Genomic DNA, 23648 nt, shown 5'->3' with positions numbered 1-23648 from the left:
TCCATGCCGTCCCGGAGTTGATGTGGGATATCCGCTGAGACAGGCCCGGAAGGCACCAAGCGATGACCCGCGACCAGATGTTCGCCCACCTGCGCGCCGCCAATGACGTCGCGCGCGAGGCTGCCGCGCATGGGCACCATCCTTTCGGCTGTGTACTCGTCGGCCCCGATGATCACATCCTGATGCGGCAAGGCAACATCAACACCGTGCGCCACGCCGAAACCGAACTCGGCCGGCGTGCCGCGGACGCCTATCCGCCGGAATTCCTGTGGTCCTGCACGCTGGTCTCGACCGGCGAGCCCTGTGCGATGTGCACAGGAACGCTCTATTGGGCAAATATCGGCCGGCTGGTCTACGGCTTCGAGGAGACCAAGCTTCTCACGCTGACTGGCGACCATGCCGAGAATCCGACGATGAACCTCTCCTCGCGCACGGTCCTCGACTCCGGGCAGAAGCCGGTCGAGGTCCACGGCCCCATCCCCGAGATGGAGGAGGAGCTTCTCGCCCCTCATATCGGTTTCTGGCAGCGCTAGCGGCGACAGAAATTTAGCCCAGAACCTGCAGACTTAGGCCGGCATCTCAATATCGTGGCCGCCGACCGCCGGCAGAGCGGGGTCATCGACGGCGGCGGCGATGACGCTGTCGAGCAGGCCGGGGAAGCGGGCGTCGAGGTCGGCGCGGCGCAGCGTGATCATGCGGTTTGTGCCGACCACTTCGGCGCGGGTGACGCCGGCCTCGCGCAGCTTGGCAAGGTGGTAGCTGAGATTGGTCTTGGAACCGAGATCGAGGAACTGGCTGCAGTTCAGCGCCACGCCTTCCTTGCTGGCGAGATAGCGCACGATGGCCAGCCGCGTCGGGTCGCCGAGCACGCCAAGCACGATCGGCAGGCTGATCTGGTCCGTATTGGGATGAGGTAACGTCATGGCTGGAACCTAAGCGCAGTTCGGGCCGATTTCAACGCATCCGTCCTCGCCAGCCCGTACACACTGTTTCTCCCGTTTCTATCCGTACCGAACGATCGTGCTGACACAGGGCTGTCAGGATGGTTCAGCTATTTTGCCCTGGCTTCATTGACATCATGCCCTGTTATGTCCAATTGTTCAATAACTTTTGAACTAAGGACCCTGCCATGGACAAGCGCCTCTTCTGGCTTGCGCTCGGATCGTTCACGATCTCGACCGAGGGCTTCGTCATCTCCAGCCTTCTGCCCGACATTGCCAGGGATGCCGGCATTTCCATTCCGCTCGCCGGCACGCTGATCACCGCCTTCGCGCTCGCCTACGCCATCGGCACGCCGATCCTGGCGACGCTGACAGGCGAATGGGACCGGCGCCGCGTCATCCTGTGGACGCTGGTGTTCTTCGTCATCGGCAACATTGCCGCCGCCTTGAGTTCCTCCTTCGAAGTGCTGTTGATCGCGCGCGTCATCATGGCGCTGTCGTCGGGCCTGTTCGCCGCGACCGCGCAGGGTACGGCGGTGGCGCTGGTCGATGATCATCACCGGGCACGCGCCATCGCCGTTGTCGTCGGCGGCACCACAGTGGCCGTCGCCGTCGGTGCGCCGCTCGGCGCGCTGGTCGCGACGATCGCCGGCTGGCGCGGCACCTTCTATGCCATTGCCGGGCTCGGCGCGCTTGCCGGCGCCATCCTGTGGTACCGGCTGCCGCGCGGCATCGTCGGCACCAGGCTGCCGCTGAAGCGCCGGCTGGCGGCCGCCATGCGGCCCGGGGTGATGCCGATCCTGGTGACGACATTGCTGGCGCTGACCGGCGCCTTCACCGTCTTTGCCTATGTCGCGCCGCTCGCCATCGAGGGCGCCGGGCTCAGCCAGATCGCGCTGCCCGGCATGCTGCTCGCCTTCGGCGTCGGCGCCGTCATCGGCAACATTGCCGGCGGCCAGGCGGCCGATCGTTTCGGTGCCACCCGCACCGTCGGCTGGTCGCTGACGCTGAGTGCGGCCATGCTGGTGATGCTGTCGGTCGTGCCGGCCTTCCTGCCGCAGCACATTGCCGGGCCGGCGCTGATGGCAATGATGGTGCCGTGGGGCATCGTCGGCTGGGCGTTCCCGCCGGCGCAGGCCAGCCGCATCATCAAGCTGGCGCCTGATGCCGCGCCGATCGTGCTGTCGCTCAACGGGTCGGCGCTCTATCTCGGGGTGGCGCTTGGCGCGGTGGTCGGCGGTGGTGTGCTGCGCTACGGCGCGCCGGTCGATCTCGGTTTGGTCGCGGCTGCCTTCCCGTTGATCGGGCTGGGCATCGTGCTGGCCGGCCGCTGGGCGGCACGGCCGGTCGCGATGCCGGCCGAATAGTCTCTTCGAAAGCCGTCGGCTGCCAATCCATTTTGACGCAATTCCCGACGGAAAACCGTTTCACACTTTTCCTGGCATTGCTTAGGTAGCCGGCGGCAAATCAAAGTCCAGCGCGCTGATGTCATCCAGCACGGCGCGCAGGCGTTCCGCCTTTTCCTTACCCGCCACTTCTTCGAAGCGTTGCTGGGCGACCTGCCACAGCTTCATCGCCTCATCGAGCTTGACCAGCCCTTGCTGGGTCAGCCGTACCCGCTTGATGCGGCGGTCGTCCGGATCGGCGAAGGTCTCGACAAAACCGTCGCGGATCAGCGGCTTCAGCGTGTGGCCGAGCGCCGAAAGGTCCATGACCAGGGCAGCGGCAATGGCGCCCATGGCCGGTTCGTCGCCGATGTGGATCTGGTAGAGCAGGCCTTGCTGCGTGGCCTTGAGGCCGGACGGGGCCTGCACGTCGTCATAGAACTGGCCGAGCTTGCGCGTCGCGCGCCGCAGCAAGGCGTAGTTGCAGGCTGTCAGCCCGGGCAGCGTGTCTTTCGGCATGGTGGTTCCTCGGCACCGGTGAAAATTCTGTCCGGCCGCTGCCCGACAAATAATCCCGAACACACTTATTGACAAGATAGTGGCATATGCCTACTTCGTCGAAAGTGGCATATGCCACTAACTCAATCAGGCGGCGCGCCGGCGAGCCGAGGCGAATGCCTGCGGCGACGGCTGCCAGTTCGAAGCGAACAGAGACAGAAGGAACAGGACAATGAGTGGACAGGCAAACAAGGGCACGGCGGTCGTCACCGGCGCGTCGTCTGGCATCGGCGCGATCTATGCGGACAGGCTGGCAGGGCAGGGCTATGATCTCGTGCTGGTAGCGCGGCGCGCCGACCGGCTCGAGGAACTGGCCGAGAAGCTGCGTTACGCCTACGACCGCAAGGTCAGCGTGATCAGCGCCGATCTCTCCGACGACGATGATGTGCGCCGCGTCGAGCAGGCGATATCGGCCGACGACAGCGTGACGCTGCTGGTCAACAATGCCGGCCTTGGCGGCCAGCAGGTGGTGGCAACGGCCGACGCCGACGCGGCCGAACGCATGATCAAGGTCAATGTCATCGCCTTGACCCGTTTGACCCGTGCGGTGCTGCCGGGTCTTCTGGCGCGCAACCGCGGCGCCATCGTCAACATCGCCTCGGTGCTCGCCTATGAAACCTCGTTCGGCGGCATCTACAGCGGCACCAAGGCCTATGTCGTCAACTTCACCGAGGCGCTGCACCGCGAGGTGGCGGGTACTGGCGTGAAGGTGCAGGTGGTGCTTCCCGGCGCGACCCGGACCGATTTCTGGGAACTGGCCGGCAGCGATATCGACCAGCTTCCGAAGGAAATCATCATGTCCGCCGACGATATGGTCGATGCCGCGCTTGTCGGCCTGGCCAGGGGCGAAGCCGTCACCGTGCCGGCACTTGCCGATGCCGCCAAGCTGGACACCTTCCTCGGCGCCCGCCAGGCCTTTTACGGCAGCCTGCACGCCGACAAGCCGGCGGCGCGTTACGCGGCTTGAGGGTCAAGGGCTGGTTCGCGTTGCGACCAGCACCCCCACCCCGACCCTCCACAAGGGGAGGGTGAGGAAGCGCCTTGTCCGCCCATGCGACAATACTCTTATGGAAACGCCGCAAAAGGTGCGCTCCCGACCTCCCCCTCGTGGGGAGGTCGGACCGAAGGTCCGGGTGGGGGTGCTGGCGCAGACTTAGCTTGAGTGTCCTAAGCCGACCGCCACATCGGGATGATCGACGCGGCCAGCACCAGCGCCAGCACGATGTTGAGCGCGCGCCATTGCCATTCGGTCTTGAGCAGCCGGGCCAGCACCATGCCGGCCATGCACCAGACGGACAGCGAAACGGCGGCGGCGAGGCCGAAGGTCGAGCCGAGCAGCAGAGCGAGGTGTCCTGGTCCATCGGCCAGTGCGGCGAACGAGGCCGCCGCACCAAGCCCCATCGCCCAGCCCTTGGGATTCATCCACTGGATGCCGGCGCCGCCAAGGAAGCTGTTCGGTTTCGCCATGGTCACATCGAGATTGGGCGGTCCGGCGCGGCCGATCTTGAGCGCCAGCCACAGGAGATAGAGCGAGCCGATCACCTTTATCGCCATTTGCAGCGAAGGCACCGCAAACAGCAGGCCCGCGAGCCCGGCGGCGGCAGCCCCCGTCACCGTGGCGAGGCCGGCGGCGCTGCCGATCATCAGCGGGACCGAACGGCGAAAGCCGAACTGCGCGCCCGAGGCGGTCGACAAGGTCGTCGCGATGCCGGGCGTGGCGGTGGCCACGAAGGCAAACAGGATGAGCGGCAGGATAGGCTGGAGCATCGGGCGTCCTACGTCGAAGGCTCCATAGTAGGCTTGACCTGGCATCAGTAAATGCAATGTTTGCGATGCTTGGCATTAGCATCTATAATGGCGACATGATCCGCAATCTCGATACGGCGCTGATGCGCACCTTCGTCATGGTCGCCGACAAGGCCAGCATGACGGCGGCGGCCAATGCGCTGCACCTGACCCAAGGCGCCGTCAGCCAGCAGGTCAAGCGGCTGGAACAGACGCTCGGCTGCGTCCTGTTCGAGCGCGACCGGCGCGGCCTGCGCCTGACGCGATCCGGCGAGCGGCTGTTCGACAAGGCCAAGCGCCTGCTCAGCCTCAATGACGAGATCTGGGCCGAGATGGCGGGCTCGGCCGTCGCCGGCCAGGTGCGGCTCGGCGTGCCCTATGATCTGGTCGGCACGCTGCTGGCGCCGGTGCTCAAGGCCTATGCCGAGACCTATCCGCAGGTCGAGATCTCGCTGGTCTGCGCGTCATCGCCGGAACTGGCGTCAGCACTAGCGGCCGGAACCATCGACCTCGCGGTGATCGAGGAACGGGTCGGCCCGACATCGGGCGAATGCCTGGCCATCGACCGGCTGGTCTGGGTCGGCGCCAGAGGCGGCGTTGCCCGCGCCAAGCGGCCGCTGCCGGTGTCGATCGTCGCCGACACCTGCGCCTTTCGCCCTGTCGTGCTTGCGGCGCTCAACGAGCATGGGCTGGAGTGGCGCACCGTGTTCGAGAACGGCAACATCGACGCCACGACGGCGACCGTGCGCTCCGACCTCGCCGTCACCACCTGGCTGGCCTCCACCGTGCCGGCCGATCTCGACATCTTGCCGTTCGATGTCGGTCTGCCGCCACTGCCGAATTTTGCCATCAATCTGCATCTGCCGCGGCACGGCGTCGGCCCGGCCGCGCAGGAATTCGCGCGGCATATCAGGGATGGGCTGGCGCGGCGACCGGCGGCGGCTTGAGACCAAGCGGAACTTGGGTTCCTCCCTCCGGAGGGAGAGGAAAGGTAACCAAGGCCGTCCGCTACTTCCAGTTCCTGCGCCGCTCCAGCTCGGCGACGGACGGTTCGCCCATGACAAAGGAGCCGACCTCGATTTCGCCTGATCGTTCGTAAGTCGCGATGATGACGCCGGTGCTGGACGTCTGCGACTTCACAAGCTTGAACGCGGCCGGCATTGCGCCATCGCCGAACAGACGCTTGCCCTTGCCCAGCAACAGCGGGAAGATCATCAGCCGGATTTCGTCGATCAGCCCGTTGGCGAGCAAGGTCTGGATCAGGTCGGCCGATCGCTGGATGAGCAGGTCGGGTCCATCCTGCTTGCTGAGGCGGCGTAGCGCCGCAACGATATCTTCCCCGAGCCATTGCGTGTTCTGCCAGGTGAGTGTGTCAGGCCGATGCGTCGCCACATATTTGGTCGCGGGGTTGAAGGCATCGGCGATCGGATCTTTCTGATACGGCCAGTAGGCGGTAAAGATGTCGTAGGTTCTGCGGCCGAGCAGCAAGGTGAAGGGTTTGGAGAAGAGTTCATCCATTGCCGCGCCGCCCACCTCGTCAAAGTAATGGAAGGTCCAGCCGCCGAACTTGAAGCCGCCGACCGGATCCTCTTCCGGTCCGCCGGGGGCCTGCATGACACCGTCGAGGCTGACGAAGGTGGCGGCGATGATCTTTCTCATGGGTCTCTCCCTTGTTCCATCCACGCCGTCGCGGGCGGATTGTGGCCCAAGGACGGCTGGCCCGCACCCGCCCCGACAGGGCCTGAGAAATTTTGGCCAAATCCGCGCATCGATGCCTCAGCTGCCGGGTTTGGCACGGACGTCTTTCGTCGAGAACCAGACGTCGCCGAAGATCGCCGTAGCGGTGCGATCCGGCGCCTTGTGCTGCGTCAGCCATATCGACCGGCTGCGCGTCGCTTGCTCGGGTGTCGGGATCTTCGCCGCAAGATCCGCAACCGAAGCACCGATGCAGGGGATGAACCAGGAGCGCATGAAGGGATCGCAGGCAAAGCCCTTTTCGGTGCGGGTCACCATCACCGCCAGCGGGACGCGTTCGGATGGGCGCCAGGGGAAGATCATGCGGCCGCCGGGGCGCAACGCCTTAAGCCATCCGACCGGCGGGGCGACGACGCCGGCGTTGACATAGATGATGTCGGATGGCGGCAAGGGCCTGGTCACGGCGTCGCCATGGATGACCGTCGCATTGCCGTAGATTTCGAGATTTTTGCGCGCCAGATCGGCCAGCCTGCCTTCGAGCTCGAAGGCGGTGACGGTGCCGCCAGGTGACACCAGCCTGGCCAGCACGGCGGAGTAGTAGCCGGTGCCGGCGCCGACATGCGTGACGGCCTCGCCGGGTTTCGGCGCCAATTTTCCGATCCACATGGCGTGCAGGAACGGCTCGCCATTGTTGATGCCCTTGTCGGCATCGAGCGCCACCAGCACGTTCTGGTAGATATGGGCCGGGTCGGCGCTCGGCGTGGTAACCCTGCCGCTGCCGGCGACGATCGTCCACGGCCCCGGGCCGAGAAAGGCTTCGCGCGGAACAGTGGCGAAGACCTGCTCCAGGCGTGGATCCGATGAGGCGGCATTGGCCGCCATCAGCCGGGCGTAGAATTTCCTGATGTCTTCAATTTTGCTCATGGCACCGGGAAAGATAGCGCGATCTTGCGGTTTGTCTCCGGATTCGCGCCAGACTCAGCCAACCCCGAACAGGGTGTCGTAGAGCAGCTTGAAATTGAGCACGAGGATGATGGCGGCAACCACCCAGGCGAGGGCTGCGACGCCGCGCGGAATGGCGAGGTTGCCCATCTTCTTCTTGTCGGAAACGAACTGCACCAGCGGCACCACCGCGAAGGGCAGTTGCATCGACAGGATCACCTGGCTGAACACCAGCAGCTGGCCGGTGCCTTTCTCGCCATAGAGCGCGGTGACGACCACCACGGGAACGATGGCGAGGCCGCGCGTCAGAAGCCGGCGCGCCCAGTTGGGGATGCGCAGGCGCAGAAAGCCTTCCATGATGATCTGGCCGGCAAGCGTCGCCGTCACCGTCGAATTCAGGCCGGAGGCGAGCAGCGCCACGGCGAACAGGATCGAGGCGATGCCGAGGCCGAGCAGCGGTGACAGCAGCTCGAAAGCCTGGTCGATCTCGGCGACATCCTGGTGGCCGGTGTTGTGGAAGGCGACGGCCGAGACGATCAGGATGGCGGCGTTGACGAACAGAGCCAGCATCAGGGCGATGGTGGAGTCCGTCGTCGCCCATTTGATGGCGTCGCGCTTGCCCTTTTCGGTGCGCTCATAGGCACGGGTCTGCACGATCGAGGAGTGCAGATAGAGATTGTGCGGCATGACCGTGGCGCCGATGATGCCGATGGCGATGTAGAGCATCGCCGGATTGGTGACGATCTCCGAGGACGGCACGAACATCGAATGCAGGATCGTGCCGGCCGGTGGAGCGGCGACGAAGATCTGGATGGCAAAGCAGCTGAAGATGATGATCAAAAGCGCGATGACGAAGGCTTCGAGATAGCGGAACCCCTTGTTCATCAGCAGCAGCACGAGGAAGGCGTCGAGCGCGGTGAGGATCGCGCCGCCGATCAGCGGAATGCCGAACAGAAGCTTCAATGCGATCGCGGTGCCGATGACTTCGGCGAGGTCACAGGCGATGATGGCGAGTTCGCAGGCGATCCACAGCACGAAATTGACCGGGCGGGGATAATAGGCGCGGCAGGCCTGAGCGAGATCGCGGCCGGTGGCGATGCCAAGCCGCGCGGCCAGCGCCTGCAACAGGATCGCCATCAGGTTGGACAGCATGATGACGAACAGCAGCGTGTAGCCGAACTGGGCGCCGCCGGCGAGGTCGGTCGCCCAGTTGCCCGGATCCATATAGCCGACCGAAACCATATAGCCCGGCCCCATGAAGGCGAACAGCCGGCGGAACCAGACGCCCGAGCTCGGCACCGCGATGGTGGAATTGACTTCGCGCAGGCTGGGCTGGTCGTCCTCGTCCCGTCCGGCGAACCGCCATGAGGATCGAGGGGCTGTGGCTTCTGCGTCTGACATGAAAGGGCTTTCCGAGACTTCCGGGGACGTCCATAAGCTATGCCATGGCTCAACATTATGCAATAGGCTATATTTCATTGTTTGTGCTTTTTGCCGGCGTTCGCCCGGGTTTGCGAAGCGGCGATCGGAAACGCCGGTTGCACCTGTGGGGGAATGCAAATAAACGGCCTGAAGAATCAGAGCCCGTGCTATAAAGCAGGAACGGCTAAACTCCCGAGGAGGAGCGCGCATTGGCGCTGAAGAACAGATCTGTCCCGCGTGAGCCATTGCCCGACGCCGATGTCCATTCGGAAGGCTTCCGGCAGCAGCGCCAAGCGCGCCGCAGCGCGCTGGTCGAAGATTATGTCGAGCTGATCGCCGATTTGATCGAGGACGGCAACGAGGCGCGCCAGGTCGACATTGCCGCTCGTCTCGGCGTCGCGCAGCCGACAGTGGCCAAGATGCTGACGCGCCTTTGCGCCGACGGGCTGGTGTCGAGAAAACCCTATCGCGGCGTGTTCCTGACCGAAGCCGGCCGCAAGGTCGCGGAGGAAAGCCGCATCCGCCACCAGACGGTGGAAGCCTTCCTGCGCTCGCTCGGCGTCAGCGCCGAAACCGCGCGCATCGATGCCGAGGGCATCGAGCATCATGTCAGCGCCGAGACGCTGGAGGCTTTTCGCAAGGCGATGACGGCGCCGCGCTAGGGTCAGACCCAATCGTTCTAATGACCGTTCGAACGAGGTTGTGCGAAAACGCGATTGCGCCCGTCGTTGGGGACGATGGGTTCGCAACCGCGGGCTAGCGCCACCGACGACCACCCCATCCGCCGCCGAAGCGACCGCCACCGGCAACCAACCGGATGATGAGGAGAAGTACGATCGCACCGACGGTGGCGTTGACGATCAAGCTGATCGTTCCGCTCCCAAGATGGATGCCTAGGCGAGGCAGTAGCCAGTCACCGATGAACGCGCCGATGATCCCGATTGCTATGTCCCCGATTAGGCCAAAGCCAGCCCCCCGCACGATCTTCCCGGCCAACCATCCGGCAACAAGGCCGACAACCAATATGACAATGATGCTCTCGTTCGACAGATGCATGGTGATCCTCCCGGGCTCCCTTTCTTTGCTGTGTGATTGGTGCCCGTAAATTAGCGCGCTAACTCCATAGCCGATCCTCCATCCCCGCTATCGCCTGGGTTCTCTGCGCGCCGAAATACTGATCGGAACGATGTCGCTTGGAGAAGTTGCCCAGGTCACGGCGGCCTTCGTCATCGTGCAGGTGGCTCTCAACTGGCTTGTCGACAATTACACGGGCTTGGCAGATTGTCTTTCTCCGACAAATCGCGTCGCCTCATTGCTCCTGGCGTTTGATCAGCTGGATGATGTACCCCCGGGGGGACGCAGCGGGAGCTGAGAGCGAACGTCGGACGTTTCTTGGCGCGAGGAAGAGCCCGGCTTACAGGAGCCTTGATGGTGTGATGGGTCTCGCTCAACGATCGAGCCGAGGATGTCGTTTTGGTCTTCTGTTTGCGACTACGAGGATTGCCTGACCGATCCCGCCTCGTTCAACACGGAGCACGAGCGCCGTCGACTGGTTGATTCAGTCAAGGACGAAACCCGCCAAAACGGTATTGATAAGCAAAAGGGTACGGCAAGAAGTCAACGAACCTCCGAAACGCTATTGCGCCGAATGTTCAATGGCTCATGCCTCCAGGTATCTATTTCTATGTCGGAAAGCGGGACCAAGAGGCTCCGATTGACTCGACGACGATCCTCACAGTTTAGTACCAGCGCCCGCGGCCGTAGAAACCGCCGCCGCCTAGCAGCAAAACAATAAGAACGATGACCAGAATCGTGGTGATATCCATATGCGCCTCCAATGAGCGCTCCCGGCTATGTTCGCCGTTCGCCGCTCTTGCCCTGGGCAGGGCCTAATGCCTGTGACGTGATGCAGTATAAACGTTCCGCTGGGCATTCTTGTTCCAGCGGACCTATCTGAAATGCGGATATCTTTCGCAGTTGGGGCATGTGGTTCACGCGCCGACGTTCTGAAAAAACCTCCAGGGAATGTTCAACCAGGTGCAGCACAAAGCTCATGGCGGCCTGCCAGACGTCGAATCGTCCTCGCCCATTGCGATCGGAGGATATTATTTCTTGGCTCTTGCAGCCCTTGCAGCCACAGCTGCTACGAACGCGACGGCGACGAGCGGCCGCTCCGGCTTAGATTTGTTGGAGCGGCGTTTTTTACACTTTCTGGAATGGCTTTGACGGCGCTCAGCCGTTCTTGGAGAGGCCGCCGGAACCGCAGCCCCTTACGCACGTTGCTCCTCACACAGCGCGATATCGCGCCAAGGGAGGAAGCAATGGGCGTCGAACAGGCCCCGACCGCGAAGGGCAAGCAGGCCGCCAAGGGATTGAAGCAGGCGGCGGCAAAGGACGAGCGCAAGACCGAGGCCGAGACCGGCCATCCCCTGAAGAAGGGTGCGGCGCGTTTCGAGGAGCGCTCGAAAAGCTCCGACGGCAAGAGCGCCGGCGCCAAGCAGAAAAGCTGAGGCGGACCGACGTCAGCGGCAGGCGGACGCTGTCTGTTCAGCGGCCGGTTGCCCTCCGCTACGGCTCCGGATGCTCTAGCCCTTTGAAAGGTCCAGTGGACCTTTCAATTTGCCTGCGGCAAACCGTTCCCTCACTCGCGGACATCCTGCACCCAGCTTCTAGGGTGGCCGTCGACGCGGAACTGGAAGATGAAATAGGGCGGGATGCAGGTGCCTTCGCCAGGCTTGGCCTGGGGTAAATCGTCATAGCCGGCGGTGCAGATATAGTCCTCGCGGCAGGGATGCGCCTTGTCGCAGGCGCGCAGGCCCGCGGTCTTGGTGAACTCCCTGGTGCAGAATTTGTGGTCCTTGCCCGACGCGATGCAGTCGTTGAAGCCGGTCTTGGCGAGACGGCCGCATGTCGCCTCGTCGGGAAGCTTGTCGCAGCTTGCCTTGCGCAGCATGCCGCCGGGAAAGCCGCCGGTCTTCTGCTCGGGATTGTCGTAGCGCTGGCGTGCCGCGCCATAGCCGGCGAGTTTCACCACCGGCTTCTTGTCGCGCGCGGGGTCAATGGCGCAGGCCTTTGCGGTGGCCGGCGACAGGCGGCAATACTGGTCGTTGCCCCATGTCGACATTTTGATCTCGCCGAACTCGACGGGGTCGCCGACCGCGGTGCCCTTGTCGCTGACGCAGGTGCCGAATCCCGGATGGATGGCGCTTTCGTGGACGCCGGCGCAGCGCAGGCCCGAGCCGCATGTCCAGTCCTTGAAGCTTGCGTCGTCACCGCGATAACAGATCGAGCCCCAGCCATTGTAGAGATCGGTGCCGTTCAGCGCTTCGGCGTATTTCTGGTCCGGGCGGGCGGCGAACCCTCTGGTGAAATCCGGATGGCCGCCGGCGGCGAACTGCTCGACGATGGCGCGGCGGCGCGGCAGGTCGGCGAAGAACACCGCCGAGCCCGGCACGAAGACGGCGTTGCGGCGCGGTTCGCTGGCCGGGTCGGCGCCGGTGTAGTGGAAGCCGGCAATGCCACGGGTCTGATGGCAGCCGGTGCAGCTCATTTCGTTCAGCCGCAAATTGAAACCGGCAACCGACCTGATGGTGGCGAGCGTGTTGCCCCTGGCGACGTAATCCTTCAGCGCCTTGTCGATATCGGCATCGTCGACCAGCCCATAGGCGATGTTGTTCTGCGAGCGGCTCAGGCCGCCGGGCGCGACGGAAACGGCACTTTTGGCGAGGAACTTTTCGTCGATGACCAGCCGGCCATGGTCGAGATCGTAGATGTTGCGGTCGGTGAGCAGCCATTTGGCGAAGGACGGCTTGTCGGCCAGCACCGTCGCCCGGTCGATCTGGTTCTCCATTTTCGATTCATGGAAGCTCGCGGTCGCCGGATCCCATTTGAAGATCTTCAGGAGATATTCGGCATGGCCGCCGAAGTCGCGCCGCGTCGAGGCCGACAGGCGCAGCACCTGCATGTTGAGCTCAAGCCGCATGATCTGCGAGGAATTGAGCATTGCGCCGGACAGCGGGCCTTCGTCGGAGCGCAGCCAGGCGGCCAATTGCTCGGGCGGCAGTTCTTTCTGGCCGGCGGCGAGCCAGCGTTGGGCGACGTCGGCGCAGGACACGTCAGTGGCAGCAGGCAGATCCTTCGAGGCACGCGCCTGCACCCGCGTCGGCTTGGCATTGAAGACCAGGCTCATGGTCAGCGGCAGGCGCGAGGAGATGCGCTGCGCCACCTTGCCCTTGGCCGGCTTTTCGGTGACCGAATAGTGGAAGCGGTAGATCAGCCTGATCTCGCCGCATTCGGTGTGGCCGAGATAGCCGCGATCCATGCGGTTGACGACGCCGGTCAGGTCCAGCGTCGAGCCGTCATCGTCGATGTATTTCGGATTGAATTTCTGGCTGGCGTCGTTCGATTTGGCCATGGCGGCGACATAGGGGTCGGGGCTGGTCTTCGGCTCGTCCGATATCTCCTGCTTGACCGTGTCGCGCACCGTGGCCAGCGCCGGCACGGAAAACAGGCCGCGATTGTCGACATCGCGGGTGAGGCCGAGCGCGGGTCCGAGCAGGCGGCTGATCGACAGGCCGCCGCGCTCCAGCGCCTGCAATGTGGCGGGATCGGTGACGGCGACGCTGGAGTCGAGCGTTACAGCGTTGGCACCCCGCAAGCCCAGGCAGCTCAATGCCAACACCAACAATATTTGACCGATCGTTCGCAACCGCCCCTCGCTTCCTCCGTCACGGGCGATGCTACAAGCCTTCCAAGGTTCCGGCCAGAGCGGCGAGAGGTCATGCCGGCATCGCCCTGGCCATCGAAAAACACTGTGACTTGGCGCAACCATTGGGATAATTGTTTGTTGGGTTGAGCCGGCCTTGCCGGAGCAACGAGGAAGTTTATCACGGGGAGTTGCCATGCTCTGGAGAGGCCGTCGTCAGAGTGACAATATCGAGGACGACCGCAGCGACAGCGGCGGCGGTGGGATCGGCGGCGGCGGCGGGTTCCAAATTCCTATCGGCGGCCGGACCGGTGGCGGCGGCAGCATCCTCCTCGTCATCCTGGTGGTGATCGCGGGATGGTATTTCGGCTTCGATCCCTCGGCGATCCTGGGCGGTGGCGATGGCGGCTTGCTGCCGGGTGGCGGTGGCCAGATATCGGACAATGGCGGCGGCCAGGGCAGCGGCACGGCACCTGCCAATGACGAGATGAAGCAGTTCGTCGCGACCGTTCTGGCCGAAACAGAGGACACCTGGACCGGCATCTTCAAGTCGCAAGGCCTGACCTATGAGGACCCCAAGCTAGTGCTGTTTTCCGGCCAGGTCCGCTCGGCCTGCGGCTTTGCCTCGGCGGCAGCCGGACCGTTCTATTGTCCGGGCGACCACAAGGTCTATCTCGACATGACCTTCTTCCAGCAGCTCGACCAGCAGTTCGGCGCCTCGGGCGAGTTCGCCAGAGCCTATGTCGTCGCGCATGAGGTCGGTCACCACGTGCAGAACCTCACCGGCATCATGTCCAAGTTCAACCAGATGCGGCAGGGCATGAGCGAGGCCGATGCCAACCAGCTGTCGGTGCGCATCGAGCTGCAGGCCGACTGCTTCGCCGGCGTGTGGGCGCATTACACCGCGCAGAAGGGCATATTGGAGCAAGGCGACATCGAAAGCGCCCTGAACGCGGCCAAGCAAATCGGCGACGACACGCTGCAGAAGAGGACGCAGGGCTATGTCGTGCCGGAAAGCTTCAACCACGGCACTTCGCAGCAGCGGCAGACCTGGCTGGCGCGCGGCTACAAGAGCGGCAAGCTTTCGGACTGCAACACGATGAGCGGCCCGCTTTAAGCACTTGTCCCACGCTAGCAGCCTGACGGCGAAGTTGCCGTCAGGGGGAGTCAGGATCAACGATTCCTGGCTGTTCCCGTATTGTTCCTTTTTGCGCGCTCGCCTATAAGGTTCGTCCGCCTGCGCCCCGGGCGATCAGAGGAGCCTGACCCATCATGATCGACCCTAAAACCGCCAGGCGGGGCCTCGCGCTGGTTTTCACCACGCTGCTGCTCGACATCATCGGCTTCGGCATCATCATGCCGGTACTCCCGGCCTATTTGCAGGAATTGACCGGGGTCGGCGTCAGCGAGGCGGCGATCGAGGGCGGCTGGCTGTTCTTCGTCTACGCGGCCATGCAGTTCTTCTTCGCGCCGATCATGGGCGGGTTGAGCGACCGCTTCGGGCGGCGGCCGATCCTGCTTGCCTCGGTGCTGACTTTCTCCATCGACAATCTGATCTGCGCCATCGCATGGTCCTTTCCGATGCTGTTCATCGGCCGTGTGCTGGCCGGCATTTCGGGCGCCAGCTATTCGACGACGTCGGCCTTCATCGCCGACATCTCGAACGACGAGAACCGGGCGAAGAATTTCGGCCTGCTCGGCATCGCCTTTGGCGTCGGCTTCGTCATCGGCCCGGTGCTGGGCGGGCTGCTCGGCACGTTCGGGCCGCGCGTGCCGTTCTTTTTCGCCGCCGGGCTCGCCTTGGTGAACTTCCTGATCGCGATGGTCTTCCTGCCCGAAACGCTGGATGAAAAGCATCGCCGCCGCTTCGAGTGGAAACGCGCCAACCCGGTCGGCACGCTGCTGCAGATGCGCCAATACAAAGGCATCGGCTGGATCGGCCTGGTCTTCTTCCTGATGACGCTCGGGCACATGATGTATCCGGCGGTGTGGTCGTTCGTCTCCAGCTACCGCTACGGCTGGAGCGAGCAGCAGATCGGCTTTTCGCTCGGCGCCTTCGGCCTGTGCGGCGCGATCGTCATGGCTGTCGTGTTGCCGCGTGTGATCCCCTGGCTCGGCGAATGGAAGACGGCGGTCATCGGCCTGACCTTCACGGCGGTGAGCGCCTTCGGCTATGCCTTCGCTTCGCAGGGATGGATGATTTATGCGGTGATCGTCGTCGGTTGCCTGGAAGCGCTGGCCGACCCGCCGCTGAGAAGCCTCGCCGCCGCCAAGGTTCCCCCTTCTGCACAAGGCGAGTTGCAGGGCGCGATGACCTCGCTCTTCTCGATCACCTCGATCATCACGCCGCTGCTCTACACGGCGATCTTCTCCTGGTTCACCGGGCCAAGCGCGCCCGTGACCTTCGGCGGCGCGCCCTATCTAGTCGGTGCGTGCTTCCTGGTGCTCGCGCTGATCGTCTTCGTTACCAAGGTGGCGCGGCCGGCGACGATGACAAACGCCACGACCGTCGTCGCGGAAGATGGAGCGCAGGCATGAGCCATGACGGCCGCATCGCGCTGACCAGGGACGGGGTATCGCTGTCGCGGCTGGTCTTCGGCGCCTGGCGCCTGCTCGACGGCGGTGTCCGCCCGGATGCCGATCAGGTCGCGCGGCTGATTGGCACCGCCGTCGATCTCGGGCTGACCAGTTTCGACCATGCCGACATCTATGGGAATTACGAGGTGGAAGCGGCGTTCGGCGCCGGGCTGTCGCGCTGGAGGGGCAAGCGCGATCAGATCGAGCTGGTCTCGAAATGCGACATCATGCTGCCCTCGGCCAACCGGCCGCAAAACCGGCTGAAGCATTACGACACCAGCGCCGCCCACATAACCGCATCGGTCGACCGCTCGCTCGCCAATCTCGGCACCGACTATCTCGACCTGTTGCTGCTGCACCGGCCGGACCCGCTGATGGACGCCGACGAGACGGCGGCGGCACTGGCCGGGCTGGTCAACGCGGGCAAGGCGAGGGCGGTCGGCGTTTCCAATTTCACGCCGTCGCAATTCGATCTCCTGGCCTCGCGGCTGCCGTTCGCGCTCGCCACCAACCAGATCGAAATGTCGGTGCTGAAGACGTCCGCATTGACCGACGGCAGTCTCGACCACGCGCAGCGTCTGGCCTACGCGCCGATGATCTGGTCGCCGCTCGGCGGCGGCTCGCTGTTCACCGGCAAGGAAGGCCGGGAAGCACGGGTGCGGGCAGCGCTCGCGGCGGTGGCCGCCGAGGTCGGCGCCGGCGATCTCGCCACTGTTGCCATCGCCTGGCTGTTGCGGCATCCGGCCCGGCTGGTGCCGGTGCTGGGGTCGATGAAGCCGGAACGGCTGGCGGCCATGGTCAAGGCGCTGGAGATCAGTCTCGACCGCCAGCAATGGTTCGCCATACTGGAGGCGAGTGAAGGCCGGCCAGTGGCGTAAGGTCAGACCCGCTCGGCCAGCTGTTCCTCGCCGCGCTTCTCGCGGATCAGGTTGACGAAGCGGCGGAACAGATAGTGGGAATCCTGTGGGCCGGGCGAGGCTTCGGGGTGATGCTGGACCGAGAACACCGGACGGCCGGTGAGCGCGATGCCGCAGTTCGAGCCGTCGAACAGCGAGACATGGGTTTCCTCGACGCCCTCTGGCAGCGAGTCGGCGTCGACGGCAAAGCCGTGGTTCATCGAGACGATCTCGACCTTGCCGGTGGTGTGGTCCTTGACCGGATGGTTGGCGCCGTGATGGCCCTGGTGCATCTTGGCGGTCCTGCCGCCCAGCGCCAGCGCCAGCATCTGGTGGCCGAGGCAGATGCCGAACACCGGAATGTCGGTCTTCAGCAGATCCTGGATGACCGGCACGGCATAGTCGCCGGTGGCTTCCGGGTCGCCGGGGCCGTTGGAGAGGAAGATGCCGTCGGGCTGCATGGCGAGGATTTCTTCCGAACCGGTGTTTGCCGGAACGACAGTCACCTTGGCGCCGAGGCCGGCAAGCAGGCGCAATATGTTGCGCTTGACGCCGTAGTCGATGGCCACGACGTGCAGCGACGGCTCGGCCTGCTCGCCAAAACCTTCGTTCCACACCCAAGGCGTCTCGCGCCAGACCGAGGACTGGCCCGACGTGACTTCCTTGGCGAGGTCGAGCCCGATCAGGCCCGACCATGCGGCGGCGCGTTGCTTCAGATCGTCGAGGTCGAAGACACCGTCCGGCGCATGCGCGATGACGGCATTGGGCATGCCCTTTTCGCGGATCAGCGCGGTCAGCGCGCGGGTGTCGATGCCCGAGAGTGCGACGATGCCGCGCTTCTTCAGCCACTGGTCGAGGTGGCCGGCGGCGCGGTAGTTGGACGGGTTGGTGACATCGGCCTTGAACACGGCGCCGACAGCGCCGGCGCGGGCGGCCGGATTGAGGTCCTCGATGTCCTCGCCATTGGTGCCGATATTGCCGATATGCGGGAAGGTGAAGGTGACGATCTGGCCGGCATAGGACGGGTCGGTGAGGATCTCCTGGTAGCCGGTGAGCGCGGTGTTGAAGCAGACTTCGGCGACGGCGGAACCGGTGGCGCCGAGGCCCCGACCCTCGATGACGGTGCCGTCGGCCAGCACCAGAAGGGCGGTCGGCTTTTCGGTGGCCCAGGCGGGCGTCATCTCGGCCATGGCGGCACTCCTATCAGGCTATGCGCTTCGATGATGGACCATCCGCGCAGCAAACGGCGTGGCAGCGATTTCTCGAGCCTCAGCACGTCAATTCATTGTCTTATGCAAGGCCGAGTACATAGGGGAAGGTGCCAGAAGGGTCAATGATGCAGCCAAGGCCCCGCATTGATTTATTTCGTCGAACAATATCAGTGGTTTGTCGGTCAGCTCGAGATTTGCCTTGTGCTCCCGGCGAGGTTATGGTCCGCGCCGTTTGTAGGAGAAGAGCACGATGCGCGGAAAAATCGCCGAATCCCTGAAGAGCGCGATGAAGGCGCAGGACAAGCACCGGCTGCCGACACTGCGGCTGATCCAGGCCGCCATCCATGACCGCGACATCGCCAATCGCGGTGCCGGCAAGGACCCCGCCAGCGACGAGGAGATCCTGCAGATCCTGGCCAAGATGGTGAAGCAGCGCGAGGAATCGGCCAAGGCCTTCGAAGACGGCAAGCGCCCGGAACTGGCCGCACAGGAGCGTGGCGAGATGGAGATCATCCGCGGCTTCCTGCCGACGCAGCTCGACGATGCGGCGATCACGGCGGCAGCCCGCGAGGCGATCGCGGCGACGGGTGCGGCCAGCCAGAAGGACATGGGCAAGGTGATCGCTGCGCTGAAGCAGAAATATGCCGGCCAGATGGATTTCGGCAAGGCCAGCGGGATCGTCAAAGGGCTGCTGCAGTAGGGCTTTTCCCGCCACCGTCATCCTGGCAATGAGTTAGCGAGTTTCTCGTCCCAATCGGGATTTCCGCACCATCCAGCTCCGCGCGGAATCGGCATGAGCACGATGGCGGAGGTCGCTCCAACTCACTACCTTGCATAAACAGGTAGCATGCTATATACAGGTCTCGAAGTCGAGGCCTGCCATGACCGATTCCATCCTCGTCCAGTTGCGAAAAGGCGCGCTTGATCTGTGCGTTCTGGCCGTGCTGTCGCGGGGTGAGAGCTATGGCTATGAGATCGCCAGCACGCTGGTCGCCGCGGTCAACATGGGGGAGGGCACGATCTATCCCCTGATGCGCCGGATGCAGAATGACGGGTTGGTGGCCACCCGCCTCGTCGAGTCGAGCAGCGGGCCGCCGCGCAAATATTACCGGCTCACGCCGCTCGGCCAGCAGGCTTTCGAAGCCCATCGCCGCGACTGGCGCTCCTTCGCGGGGGCCGTCGATAGACTTCTCGAGGATTTGCCATGACCAGGGACGCCTTCTTGCGCACGCTGAGACAGGGACTTGCCGGCCTGCCGCCGCGGGAGATCGAGGATATTGTTGGCGACTATGCCGCCCATTTCGCCGATGCCTCGGGCCGCGGCGAAGCGGAGGTCGCGGCGGCGCTCGGTGATCCGACAAGGATCGCCCGCGAGTTGCGCGCCGAGGCGGGTCTGCGCCGTTTCGAAGCGCATTGGAGCGTGTCGAACATGCTGGCGGCGACGATCGCCCTGGCCGGCCTTGCCTTCGTCGACATCGTCTTCCTGTTGCCGCTGCTCATCACGGCGGTCGTGCTTGCGCTCGGGCTTGGCATCACGCTCGTCGCCATCGGCGTGCTCGGCATCAAGACCATTCTCACCACGCTGCTGTTCGAGCCGGGCACTGCCTTCTCGCTCACGCTGGGACGCCTCTTCATCGGCGCCGGACTGGTGAGCGGCTTCCTTGGCGGCGGCGCCTTGCTGTTGCTGGGCATGGGCGCGGGCATACGGGTTGTCGGGCGCTATGCCCGACTGCATTCCCGTATCGCGCAAGCCGACCGCAGCTCCGATTGAGCGCTGCCAAGCGCTTGCAATTCGTCATCACGTTGAAGGAAACGGATCATGACTGGAAAACTGGCATTTGTCGCGACAGCCGGGTTGGTCGGCGCTGCCCTGTTTTTGGCCGTTGGCATCGGGCTTGCCGGGCCGGATTGGGTCAATGCGGGGGGCTCGTGGATCAGCGGCCAATCCACCTGCGGCGCGATCACATCCGTCAGAAAGGAAGTAACGCTGCCGTTCAGCGCCAATGACAGCTTCACCATCGCTTTGCCGGCTTCGGTCCGTTACCAGCCGGGCGACAAGGCCGAAGCTGTCGTCAGCGGCGATTCCACGCTGATCGATCATGTGCGCATGGAGGGCAGCCAACTCAGCCTGGATTGTGAGACGGGCTGGTTCTCGCCCCGGCTCGACGTCACCGTGTCGGGGCCGGTGATTTCGGACTGGAGACTGGTCGGCAGTGGCGAGCTTGCCCTGCCGCAGGTCAACCAGCGCGAGCTACGGCTGAACATTCGCGGCAGCGGCAGCGTGGTCGCCACCGGAACGACCCAAACGGTCGATCTGGAGATCTCCGGTTCGGGCTCGGGGCGGCTCAAAGACCTGATCGCCCAATCCGCGCAGGTCGAGATCCGCGGCAGCGGCGACGCGGAGGTTACCGCACAGGCGGATGCGGATGTGTCGATTTCCGGCAGCGGTGACGTCGATCTCTATGGGCACCCGACCATGCGGCGGTCGCAGGTCAGAGGCAGCGGCAGCATCACGCAGGTGCCGTAGCCGGCGGCCTGCAACCGTCGAAAGGCCGGATCGTGACAGGCTTTAGGGCTTGCCAGTCCGCTCCAGTGCGCGCTCGCTACCTCTCAGGCGATTTTCCGAGGCTCCAATGCGAGGCGCAAGGCCGGCGCCTCCTGCTGGATGTGATCCCATAGCCGGTTGGCGATCGGCCCATGCGGCCGGTCGCGGCGGCGCGCCACCACCAGCTCGTCGGTGCGGCCAGGCATGTGGCGGCCGGCGATGGAGCGCAGGCGTCCATCGTGCAATTCTTCCTCGATCAGGAAGTGGGGCAGGTGGCCCCAGCCGAGACCTTGCAGGATGATCTCCTTCTTCATGCCCTGGTCGGGCACCAGGCATTGCGGCGCGCCTTCGACCATGAAGTAGTCCTGCCGAGGCGAATGGCGGGCGGTGTCGCGCATGACGCATTGGGTGAGCGCCTGCATCTGGTCCAGCGTGATCGGCTGCGTGAGGCGCTCGGGCAAAAAGCCTGGCGCCGCCACGGGAATGAACGGCACCTTGCACAGATCGATCCATTCCACCCGCGCATCGCCCTTGTCGATCCAGTGCAGGATCAGGTCGGCCTCGTCATCGAAAAGCCGCTCCCGAGGGCCGCCGACGGCTTCGAAATGCAGATGCAGGCGCGTGCCCGGGCATTGGGCGAAGAACCGTCCGAGCATGCCCAGCGCCTGCGGCCGTGGGCAGAGGTCGCCGATCACGACGTGGATTTCGCTTTCCTCGCCCATCGAGAGCTGGGCGGCATGGACGCGCAGGCCGTCCAGTTCGCGCAGCAGCGATTGCGCCCGGCGGTGGAACGATAGCCCCGCCTCGGTCGGGCGCACACGATAGCCGCTGCGATCCAGGAGAACGAGATCGAGCTGTCGTTCGAGCTTGGCGACGGCGGCGAACACCGCCGGGTGCGAGCGGTGCAGCAGCGCCGCCGCCGGCTGAAAGCCGCCGGTGCGGATCACCGCATCGAAGCACTGCAAATCGTGCAAGGTGAATTCGGCCATGTCAGCTTTGACTACTGAGTTTGTCCTATCTTTGTAATATCAACAAAAGCTCGTCGCGACTACGTTCCGCCTCATTCAACGTTCCAGAAGGACTTTCATCATGAGTGAGCTGAATTTCGTGACTGTCGGCGACGGCACGCGCATCGCCTACCGTTTCGATGGCGATGCCGCAAAGCCGGTGCTGGTGCTATCGAACTCCATCGGCACCACGCTGCACATGTGGGACGGGCAGGCCGACGAGTTGTCCAGGCATTTCCGCGTCCTGCGCTACGACTTTCGCGGCCATGGCGGGTCAAGCGCCCCGGTCGGTGCCTATTCGCTCGACCGGCTTGGCCGCGATGTGATCGAGCTGCTCGATGCACTCGGTCTTGGGCGCGTGCATTTCCTTGGCCTGTCGCTGGGCGGCTTCGTCGGGCAATGGCTCGGCATCCACGCGCCGGAGCGGATCGACCGGCTGATCCTGAGCAACACCTCGTCTCATCTGGCGCCGGCAAGCTATTTCGACGAGCGGATTGCCGTTGTCCGGCAGGCGCCGGACATGGCTGAAACCGCCGAAATCTTCCTCAACAACTGGTTCCCCGCGCGGATGGTGGCGGCCAACGAACCGGTCATCGAGGAATTTCGCATGATGCTGCTCGCTATCGACCGGCAAGGCTTGGCTGGCCTGTTCGCCGCCGTTCGCGATGCCGATCTTCGCCGCACTGTCGCACTGATCAACCGGCCGACATTGGTGATCGCCGGCGAGCATGACACGGTGACGGCGGCCAGCCACAGCGAACTGATCGCGGCAGCCGTGGCCGGCGCGAAGCTGGTTGTCCTGCCCGCGGTCCACCTGTCGAACGTGGAGTATCCGGCGGAGTTCATGGAGGCCGTGCTCGATTTCTTGCGCTGACCGAAGGTTTGCTCCCGTGGGGTCTGCTGTGGAGCGGACCTCACGGCCCCTTGCACATCGGCATTGGCTGCGGTGGCGGTGCCGGGTGGTCCTGCTTGTATTGCGCTATGATCGGTTCGAGGGTTTTGCGCGGCCAGAATTTCGGCGCGCCGATTTCCTTCAGGCACGATGCGTTCCAATAGGGTGCTTCGCCCGATGGCGAATGGCTTTTTGCCGCCTGCGCGACGGCGGCGATGTCGCGCGATTCCGGATAGATGTAGAGCGTCGTCGGATCGTCCTTCACCATCGCGATGATCTGCTGCGCATCCGTTGGCGACCAGCTGGTGCAGCCATTGCTGCGGCCGCCGGCATAGTCGACAAGCTTGCCGAACGGCACCAGGCCATCATGGTCGGCGTACGAGCTGTTGGGGCTTTTGCGCATGCACATGCCGCGCAGCACCTGCGCCGCATGGCCGCCGATCACCCGCTGCCTGGCATTGGCGGCTTCGCCTTCGCCGTCAAACTGGATGAAGGTGCGCTGGAAAGCCACGTCCCGTTTCGCACCGGTGCGATAAAAACCCTTGAAGGATGTTTTCGCCTCGCTGGTCATGTAGGCGCCGCCGGCTGTCAGTTCCGAATCCATGGCATTGCCGAAGTTCTTGGAGCACCGCCTGCCGTTTGAAAAATCGACCGTGCCTTTGAGATTCCGGCCGCCGCCGTGACCCGACGAGATGGCGCGAAACGATTGGCTGGCCTCGCAGATGACGTAGTACCGGCGCCCGAGCACGCCGTTGCCCATGTCGCCGGGACGCGTCGCATCCATGGCGAAATAGCAGGGGTTCCTGACCGCGCCTTGCGCCACCTTTTTCAGGTAGAGCCCCCGCGCCCGCTCCAGCACCACGGTCGAGATCTGGCCGTCGCTGTCGCCGACATGCGCCTGCAGCCAGGCCGGGATGGCCGAGGGCGCGGCATTGGACCGGACCGTCGCGGTCAACGCAATGACGATGACAAGAAGGCTGAGGGTGACGACTATACCCAGAGGGAAAAATCTCAACCGCACCTGTTCAATTCTCCTGCCGAAGCCATGCGAATCGTTGCGGTGTTATATCCGCAATCAATCATAAAA

General features: G+C 64.1%; 25 protein-coding genes. 14 read left to right on the top strand and 11 right to left on the bottom strand.

What is annotated here, in order from left to right; genetic code table 11:
• Positions 1-62: 62 nt before the first annotated feature.
• Complete coding sequence (locus MAFF_RS10995; protein ID WP_010910978.1) at positions 63-533, top strand: nucleoside deaminase; 471 nt, start codon at positions 63-65, stop codon at positions 531-533.
• A gap of 33 nt (positions 534-566) precedes the next feature.
• Here MAFF_RS10995 and MAFF_RS10990 read toward each other — a convergent pair whose 3' ends face one another.
• Entirely contained in the window at positions 567-923 is a 357-nt protein-coding gene (locus MAFF_RS10990; RefSeq protein WP_010910977.1) for an ArsR/SmtB family transcription factor, read from the bottom strand.
• 206 nt (positions 924-1129) lie between these two features.
• On the opposite strand from MAFF_RS10990, the gene MAFF_RS10985 reads away from it, so the two are divergent.
• Positions 1130-2308 carry an MFS transporter gene (locus MAFF_RS10985; RefSeq protein ID WP_010910976.1) on the top strand — a complete coding sequence of 393 codons (1179 nt, stop codon included), beginning with the start codon at positions 1130-1132 and terminating at the stop codon, positions 2306-2308.
• Positions 2309-2389: 81 nt separating this feature from the next.
• On the opposite strand, the gene MAFF_RS10980 is transcribed toward MAFF_RS10985, so the two are convergent.
• Positions 2390-2845 (bottom strand): MarR family winged helix-turn-helix transcriptional regulator, encoded by a 456-nt coding sequence (locus MAFF_RS10980; RefSeq protein ID WP_010910975.1) that lies wholly within the window; start codon positions 2843-2845, stop codon positions 2390-2392.
• A 211-nt stretch (positions 2846-3056) separates the two neighbouring features.
• Here MAFF_RS10980 and MAFF_RS10975 point away from each other — a divergent pair, with 211 nt between their 5' ends.
• Complete coding sequence (locus tag MAFF_RS10975) at positions 3057-3851, top strand: SDR family NAD(P)-dependent oxidoreductase (protein WP_010910974.1); 795 nt, start codon at positions 3057-3059, stop codon at positions 3849-3851.
• Positions 3852-4051: 200 nt separating this feature from the next.
• On the opposite strand, the gene MAFF_RS10970 is transcribed toward MAFF_RS10975, so the two are convergent.
• The gene (locus tag MAFF_RS10970; protein ID WP_010910973.1) at positions 4052-4651 is read right to left on the bottom strand and encodes a LysE family translocator; all 600 of its coding nucleotides are present in this window, start codon (positions 4649-4651) and stop codon (positions 4052-4054) included.
• A gap of 56 nt (positions 4652-4707) precedes the next feature.
• Here MAFF_RS10970 and MAFF_RS10965 point away from each other — a divergent pair, with 56 nt between their 5' ends.
• Entirely contained in the window at positions 4708-5616 is a 909-nt protein-coding gene (locus tag MAFF_RS10965; protein WP_044548245.1) for a LysR family transcriptional regulator, read from the top strand.
• Positions 5617-5677: 61 nt separating this feature from the next.
• On the opposite strand, the gene MAFF_RS10960 is transcribed toward MAFF_RS10965, so the two are convergent.
• From MAFF_RS10960 to MAFF_RS10950, 3 genes are all read right to left on the bottom strand, one after another.
• Positions 5678-6328: a dihydrofolate reductase family protein gene (locus MAFF_RS10960; protein WP_044548244.1), complete on the bottom strand. Its 651-nt coding sequence runs from the start codon at positions 6326-6328 to the stop codon at positions 5678-5680.
• 117 nt (positions 6329-6445) lie between these two features.
• Positions 6446-7288, bottom strand: a complete 843-nt coding sequence (locus tag MAFF_RS10955) for a protein-L-isoaspartate O-methyltransferase family protein (RefSeq protein WP_010910970.1) — start codon at positions 7286-7288, stop codon at positions 6446-6448.
• A gap of 54 nt (positions 7289-7342) precedes the next feature.
• Positions 7343-8707: an Nramp family divalent metal transporter gene (locus tag MAFF_RS10950; protein ID WP_010910969.1), complete on the bottom strand. Its 1365-nt coding sequence runs from the start codon at positions 8705-8707 to the stop codon at positions 7343-7345.
• Positions 8708-8937: 230 nt separating this feature from the next.
• Here MAFF_RS10950 and mntR point away from each other — a divergent pair, with 230 nt between their 5' ends.
• The gene (mntR, locus tag MAFF_RS10945) at positions 8938-9390 is read left to right on the top strand and encodes a manganese-binding transcriptional regulator MntR (protein ID WP_010910968.1); all 453 of its coding nucleotides are present in this window, start codon (positions 8938-8940) and stop codon (positions 9388-9390) included.
• A 94-nt stretch (positions 9391-9484) separates the two neighbouring features.
• Here the strand turns inward: mntR and MAFF_RS10940 are convergent, their stop codons facing one another.
• Complete coding sequence (locus tag MAFF_RS10940) at positions 9485-9784, bottom strand: GlsB/YeaQ/YmgE family stress response membrane protein (protein ID WP_010910967.1); 300 nt, start codon at positions 9782-9784, stop codon at positions 9485-9487.
• A 1265-nt stretch (positions 9785-11049) separates the two neighbouring features.
• Here MAFF_RS10940 and MAFF_RS10930 point away from each other — a divergent pair.
• Positions 11050-11238: a hypothetical protein gene (locus MAFF_RS10930; protein WP_019860505.1), complete on the top strand. Its 189-nt coding sequence runs from the start codon at positions 11050-11052 to the stop codon at positions 11236-11238.
• A 131-nt stretch (positions 11239-11369) separates the two neighbouring features.
• Here MAFF_RS10930 and MAFF_RS10925 read toward each other — a convergent pair whose 3' ends face one another.
• Positions 11370-13409 (bottom strand): hypothetical protein, encoded by a 2040-nt coding sequence (locus MAFF_RS10925; RefSeq protein ID WP_244420774.1) that lies wholly within the window; start codon positions 13407-13409, stop codon positions 11370-11372.
• A 220-nt stretch (positions 13410-13629) separates the two neighbouring features.
• On the opposite strand from MAFF_RS10925, the gene ypfJ reads away from it, so the two are divergent.
• The 3 genes from ypfJ (at position 13630) to MAFF_RS10910 (ending at position 16888) form a co-directional block, all read left to right on the top strand.
• A complete protein-coding gene (gene ypfJ / locus MAFF_RS10920; protein ID WP_010910964.1) occupies positions 13630-14550 on the top strand; it encodes a KPN_02809 family neutral zinc metallopeptidase in 921 nt (306 codons plus the stop codon).
• A 155-nt stretch (positions 14551-14705) separates the two neighbouring features.
• The gene (locus tag MAFF_RS10915) at positions 14706-15971 is read left to right on the top strand and encodes a TCR/Tet family MFS transporter (RefSeq protein WP_010910963.1); all 1266 of its coding nucleotides are present in this window, start codon (positions 14706-14708) and stop codon (positions 15969-15971) included.
• Positions 15968-16888, top strand: a complete 921-nt coding sequence (locus MAFF_RS10910) for an aldo/keto reductase (RefSeq protein ID WP_010910962.1) — start codon at positions 15968-15970, stop codon at positions 16886-16888. The genes MAFF_RS10915 and MAFF_RS10910 overlap by 4 nt, the downstream gene beginning before the upstream one ends.
• Positions 16889-16890: 2 nt before the next feature.
• Here MAFF_RS10910 and carA read toward each other — a convergent pair whose 3' ends face one another.
• Positions 16891-18096, bottom strand: a complete 1206-nt coding sequence (gene carA / locus MAFF_RS10905) for a glutamine-hydrolyzing carbamoyl-phosphate synthase small subunit (RefSeq protein WP_044548242.1) — start codon at positions 18094-18096, stop codon at positions 16891-16893.
• 271 nt (positions 18097-18367) lie between these two features.
• On the opposite strand from carA, the gene MAFF_RS10900 reads away from it, so the two are divergent.
• From MAFF_RS10900 to MAFF_RS10885, 4 genes are all read left to right on the top strand, one after another.
• The gene (locus MAFF_RS10900) at positions 18368-18817 is read left to right on the top strand and encodes a GatB/YqeY domain-containing protein (protein ID WP_010910960.1); all 450 of its coding nucleotides are present in this window, start codon (positions 18368-18370) and stop codon (positions 18815-18817) included.
• Positions 18818-18998: 181 nt separating this feature from the next.
• The gene (locus tag MAFF_RS10895) at positions 18999-19325 is read left to right on the top strand and encodes a PadR family transcriptional regulator (RefSeq protein WP_010910959.1); all 327 of its coding nucleotides are present in this window, start codon (positions 18999-19001) and stop codon (positions 19323-19325) included.
• Entirely contained in the window at positions 19322-19888 is a 567-nt protein-coding gene (locus MAFF_RS10890) for a DUF1700 domain-containing protein (RefSeq protein WP_044548241.1), read from the top strand. The genes MAFF_RS10895 and MAFF_RS10890 overlap by 4 nt, the downstream gene beginning before the upstream one ends.
• Positions 19889-19936: 48 nt before the next feature.
• Complete coding sequence (locus MAFF_RS10885) at positions 19937-20644, top strand: GIN domain-containing protein (protein ID WP_010910957.1); 708 nt, start codon at positions 19937-19939, stop codon at positions 20642-20644.
• 83 nt (positions 20645-20727) lie between these two features.
• Here MAFF_RS10885 and MAFF_RS10880 read toward each other — a convergent pair whose 3' ends face one another.
• A complete protein-coding gene (locus MAFF_RS10880; RefSeq protein ID WP_010910956.1) occupies positions 20728-21651 on the bottom strand; it encodes a LysR family transcriptional regulator in 924 nt (307 codons plus the stop codon).
• Positions 21652-21751: 100 nt separating this feature from the next.
• Between MAFF_RS10880 and MAFF_RS10875 the strand changes: the two genes are divergently transcribed.
• On the top strand, positions 21752-22543 hold the full coding sequence (locus tag MAFF_RS10875; RefSeq protein WP_010910955.1) for an alpha/beta fold hydrolase: 792 nt from the start codon (positions 21752-21754) through the stop codon (positions 22541-22543).
• A 40-nt stretch (positions 22544-22583) separates the two neighbouring features.
• Here MAFF_RS10875 and MAFF_RS10870 read toward each other — a convergent pair whose 3' ends face one another.
• Positions 22584-23582, bottom strand: a complete 999-nt coding sequence (locus MAFF_RS10870; RefSeq protein ID WP_010910954.1) for a hypothetical protein — start codon at positions 23580-23582, stop codon at positions 22584-22586.
• Between the last annotated feature and the right edge of the window lie 66 nt (positions 23583-23648).

It is taken from the genome of Mesorhizobium japonicum MAFF 303099 (genome assembly GCF_000009625.1).
Lineage (GTDB): Bacteria > Pseudomonadota > Alphaproteobacteria > Rhizobiales > Rhizobiaceae > Mesorhizobium > Mesorhizobium japonicum.
Note: the sequence above shows the minus strand (reverse complement) of the source record. Positions and strands in the feature narration are given on the sequence as shown.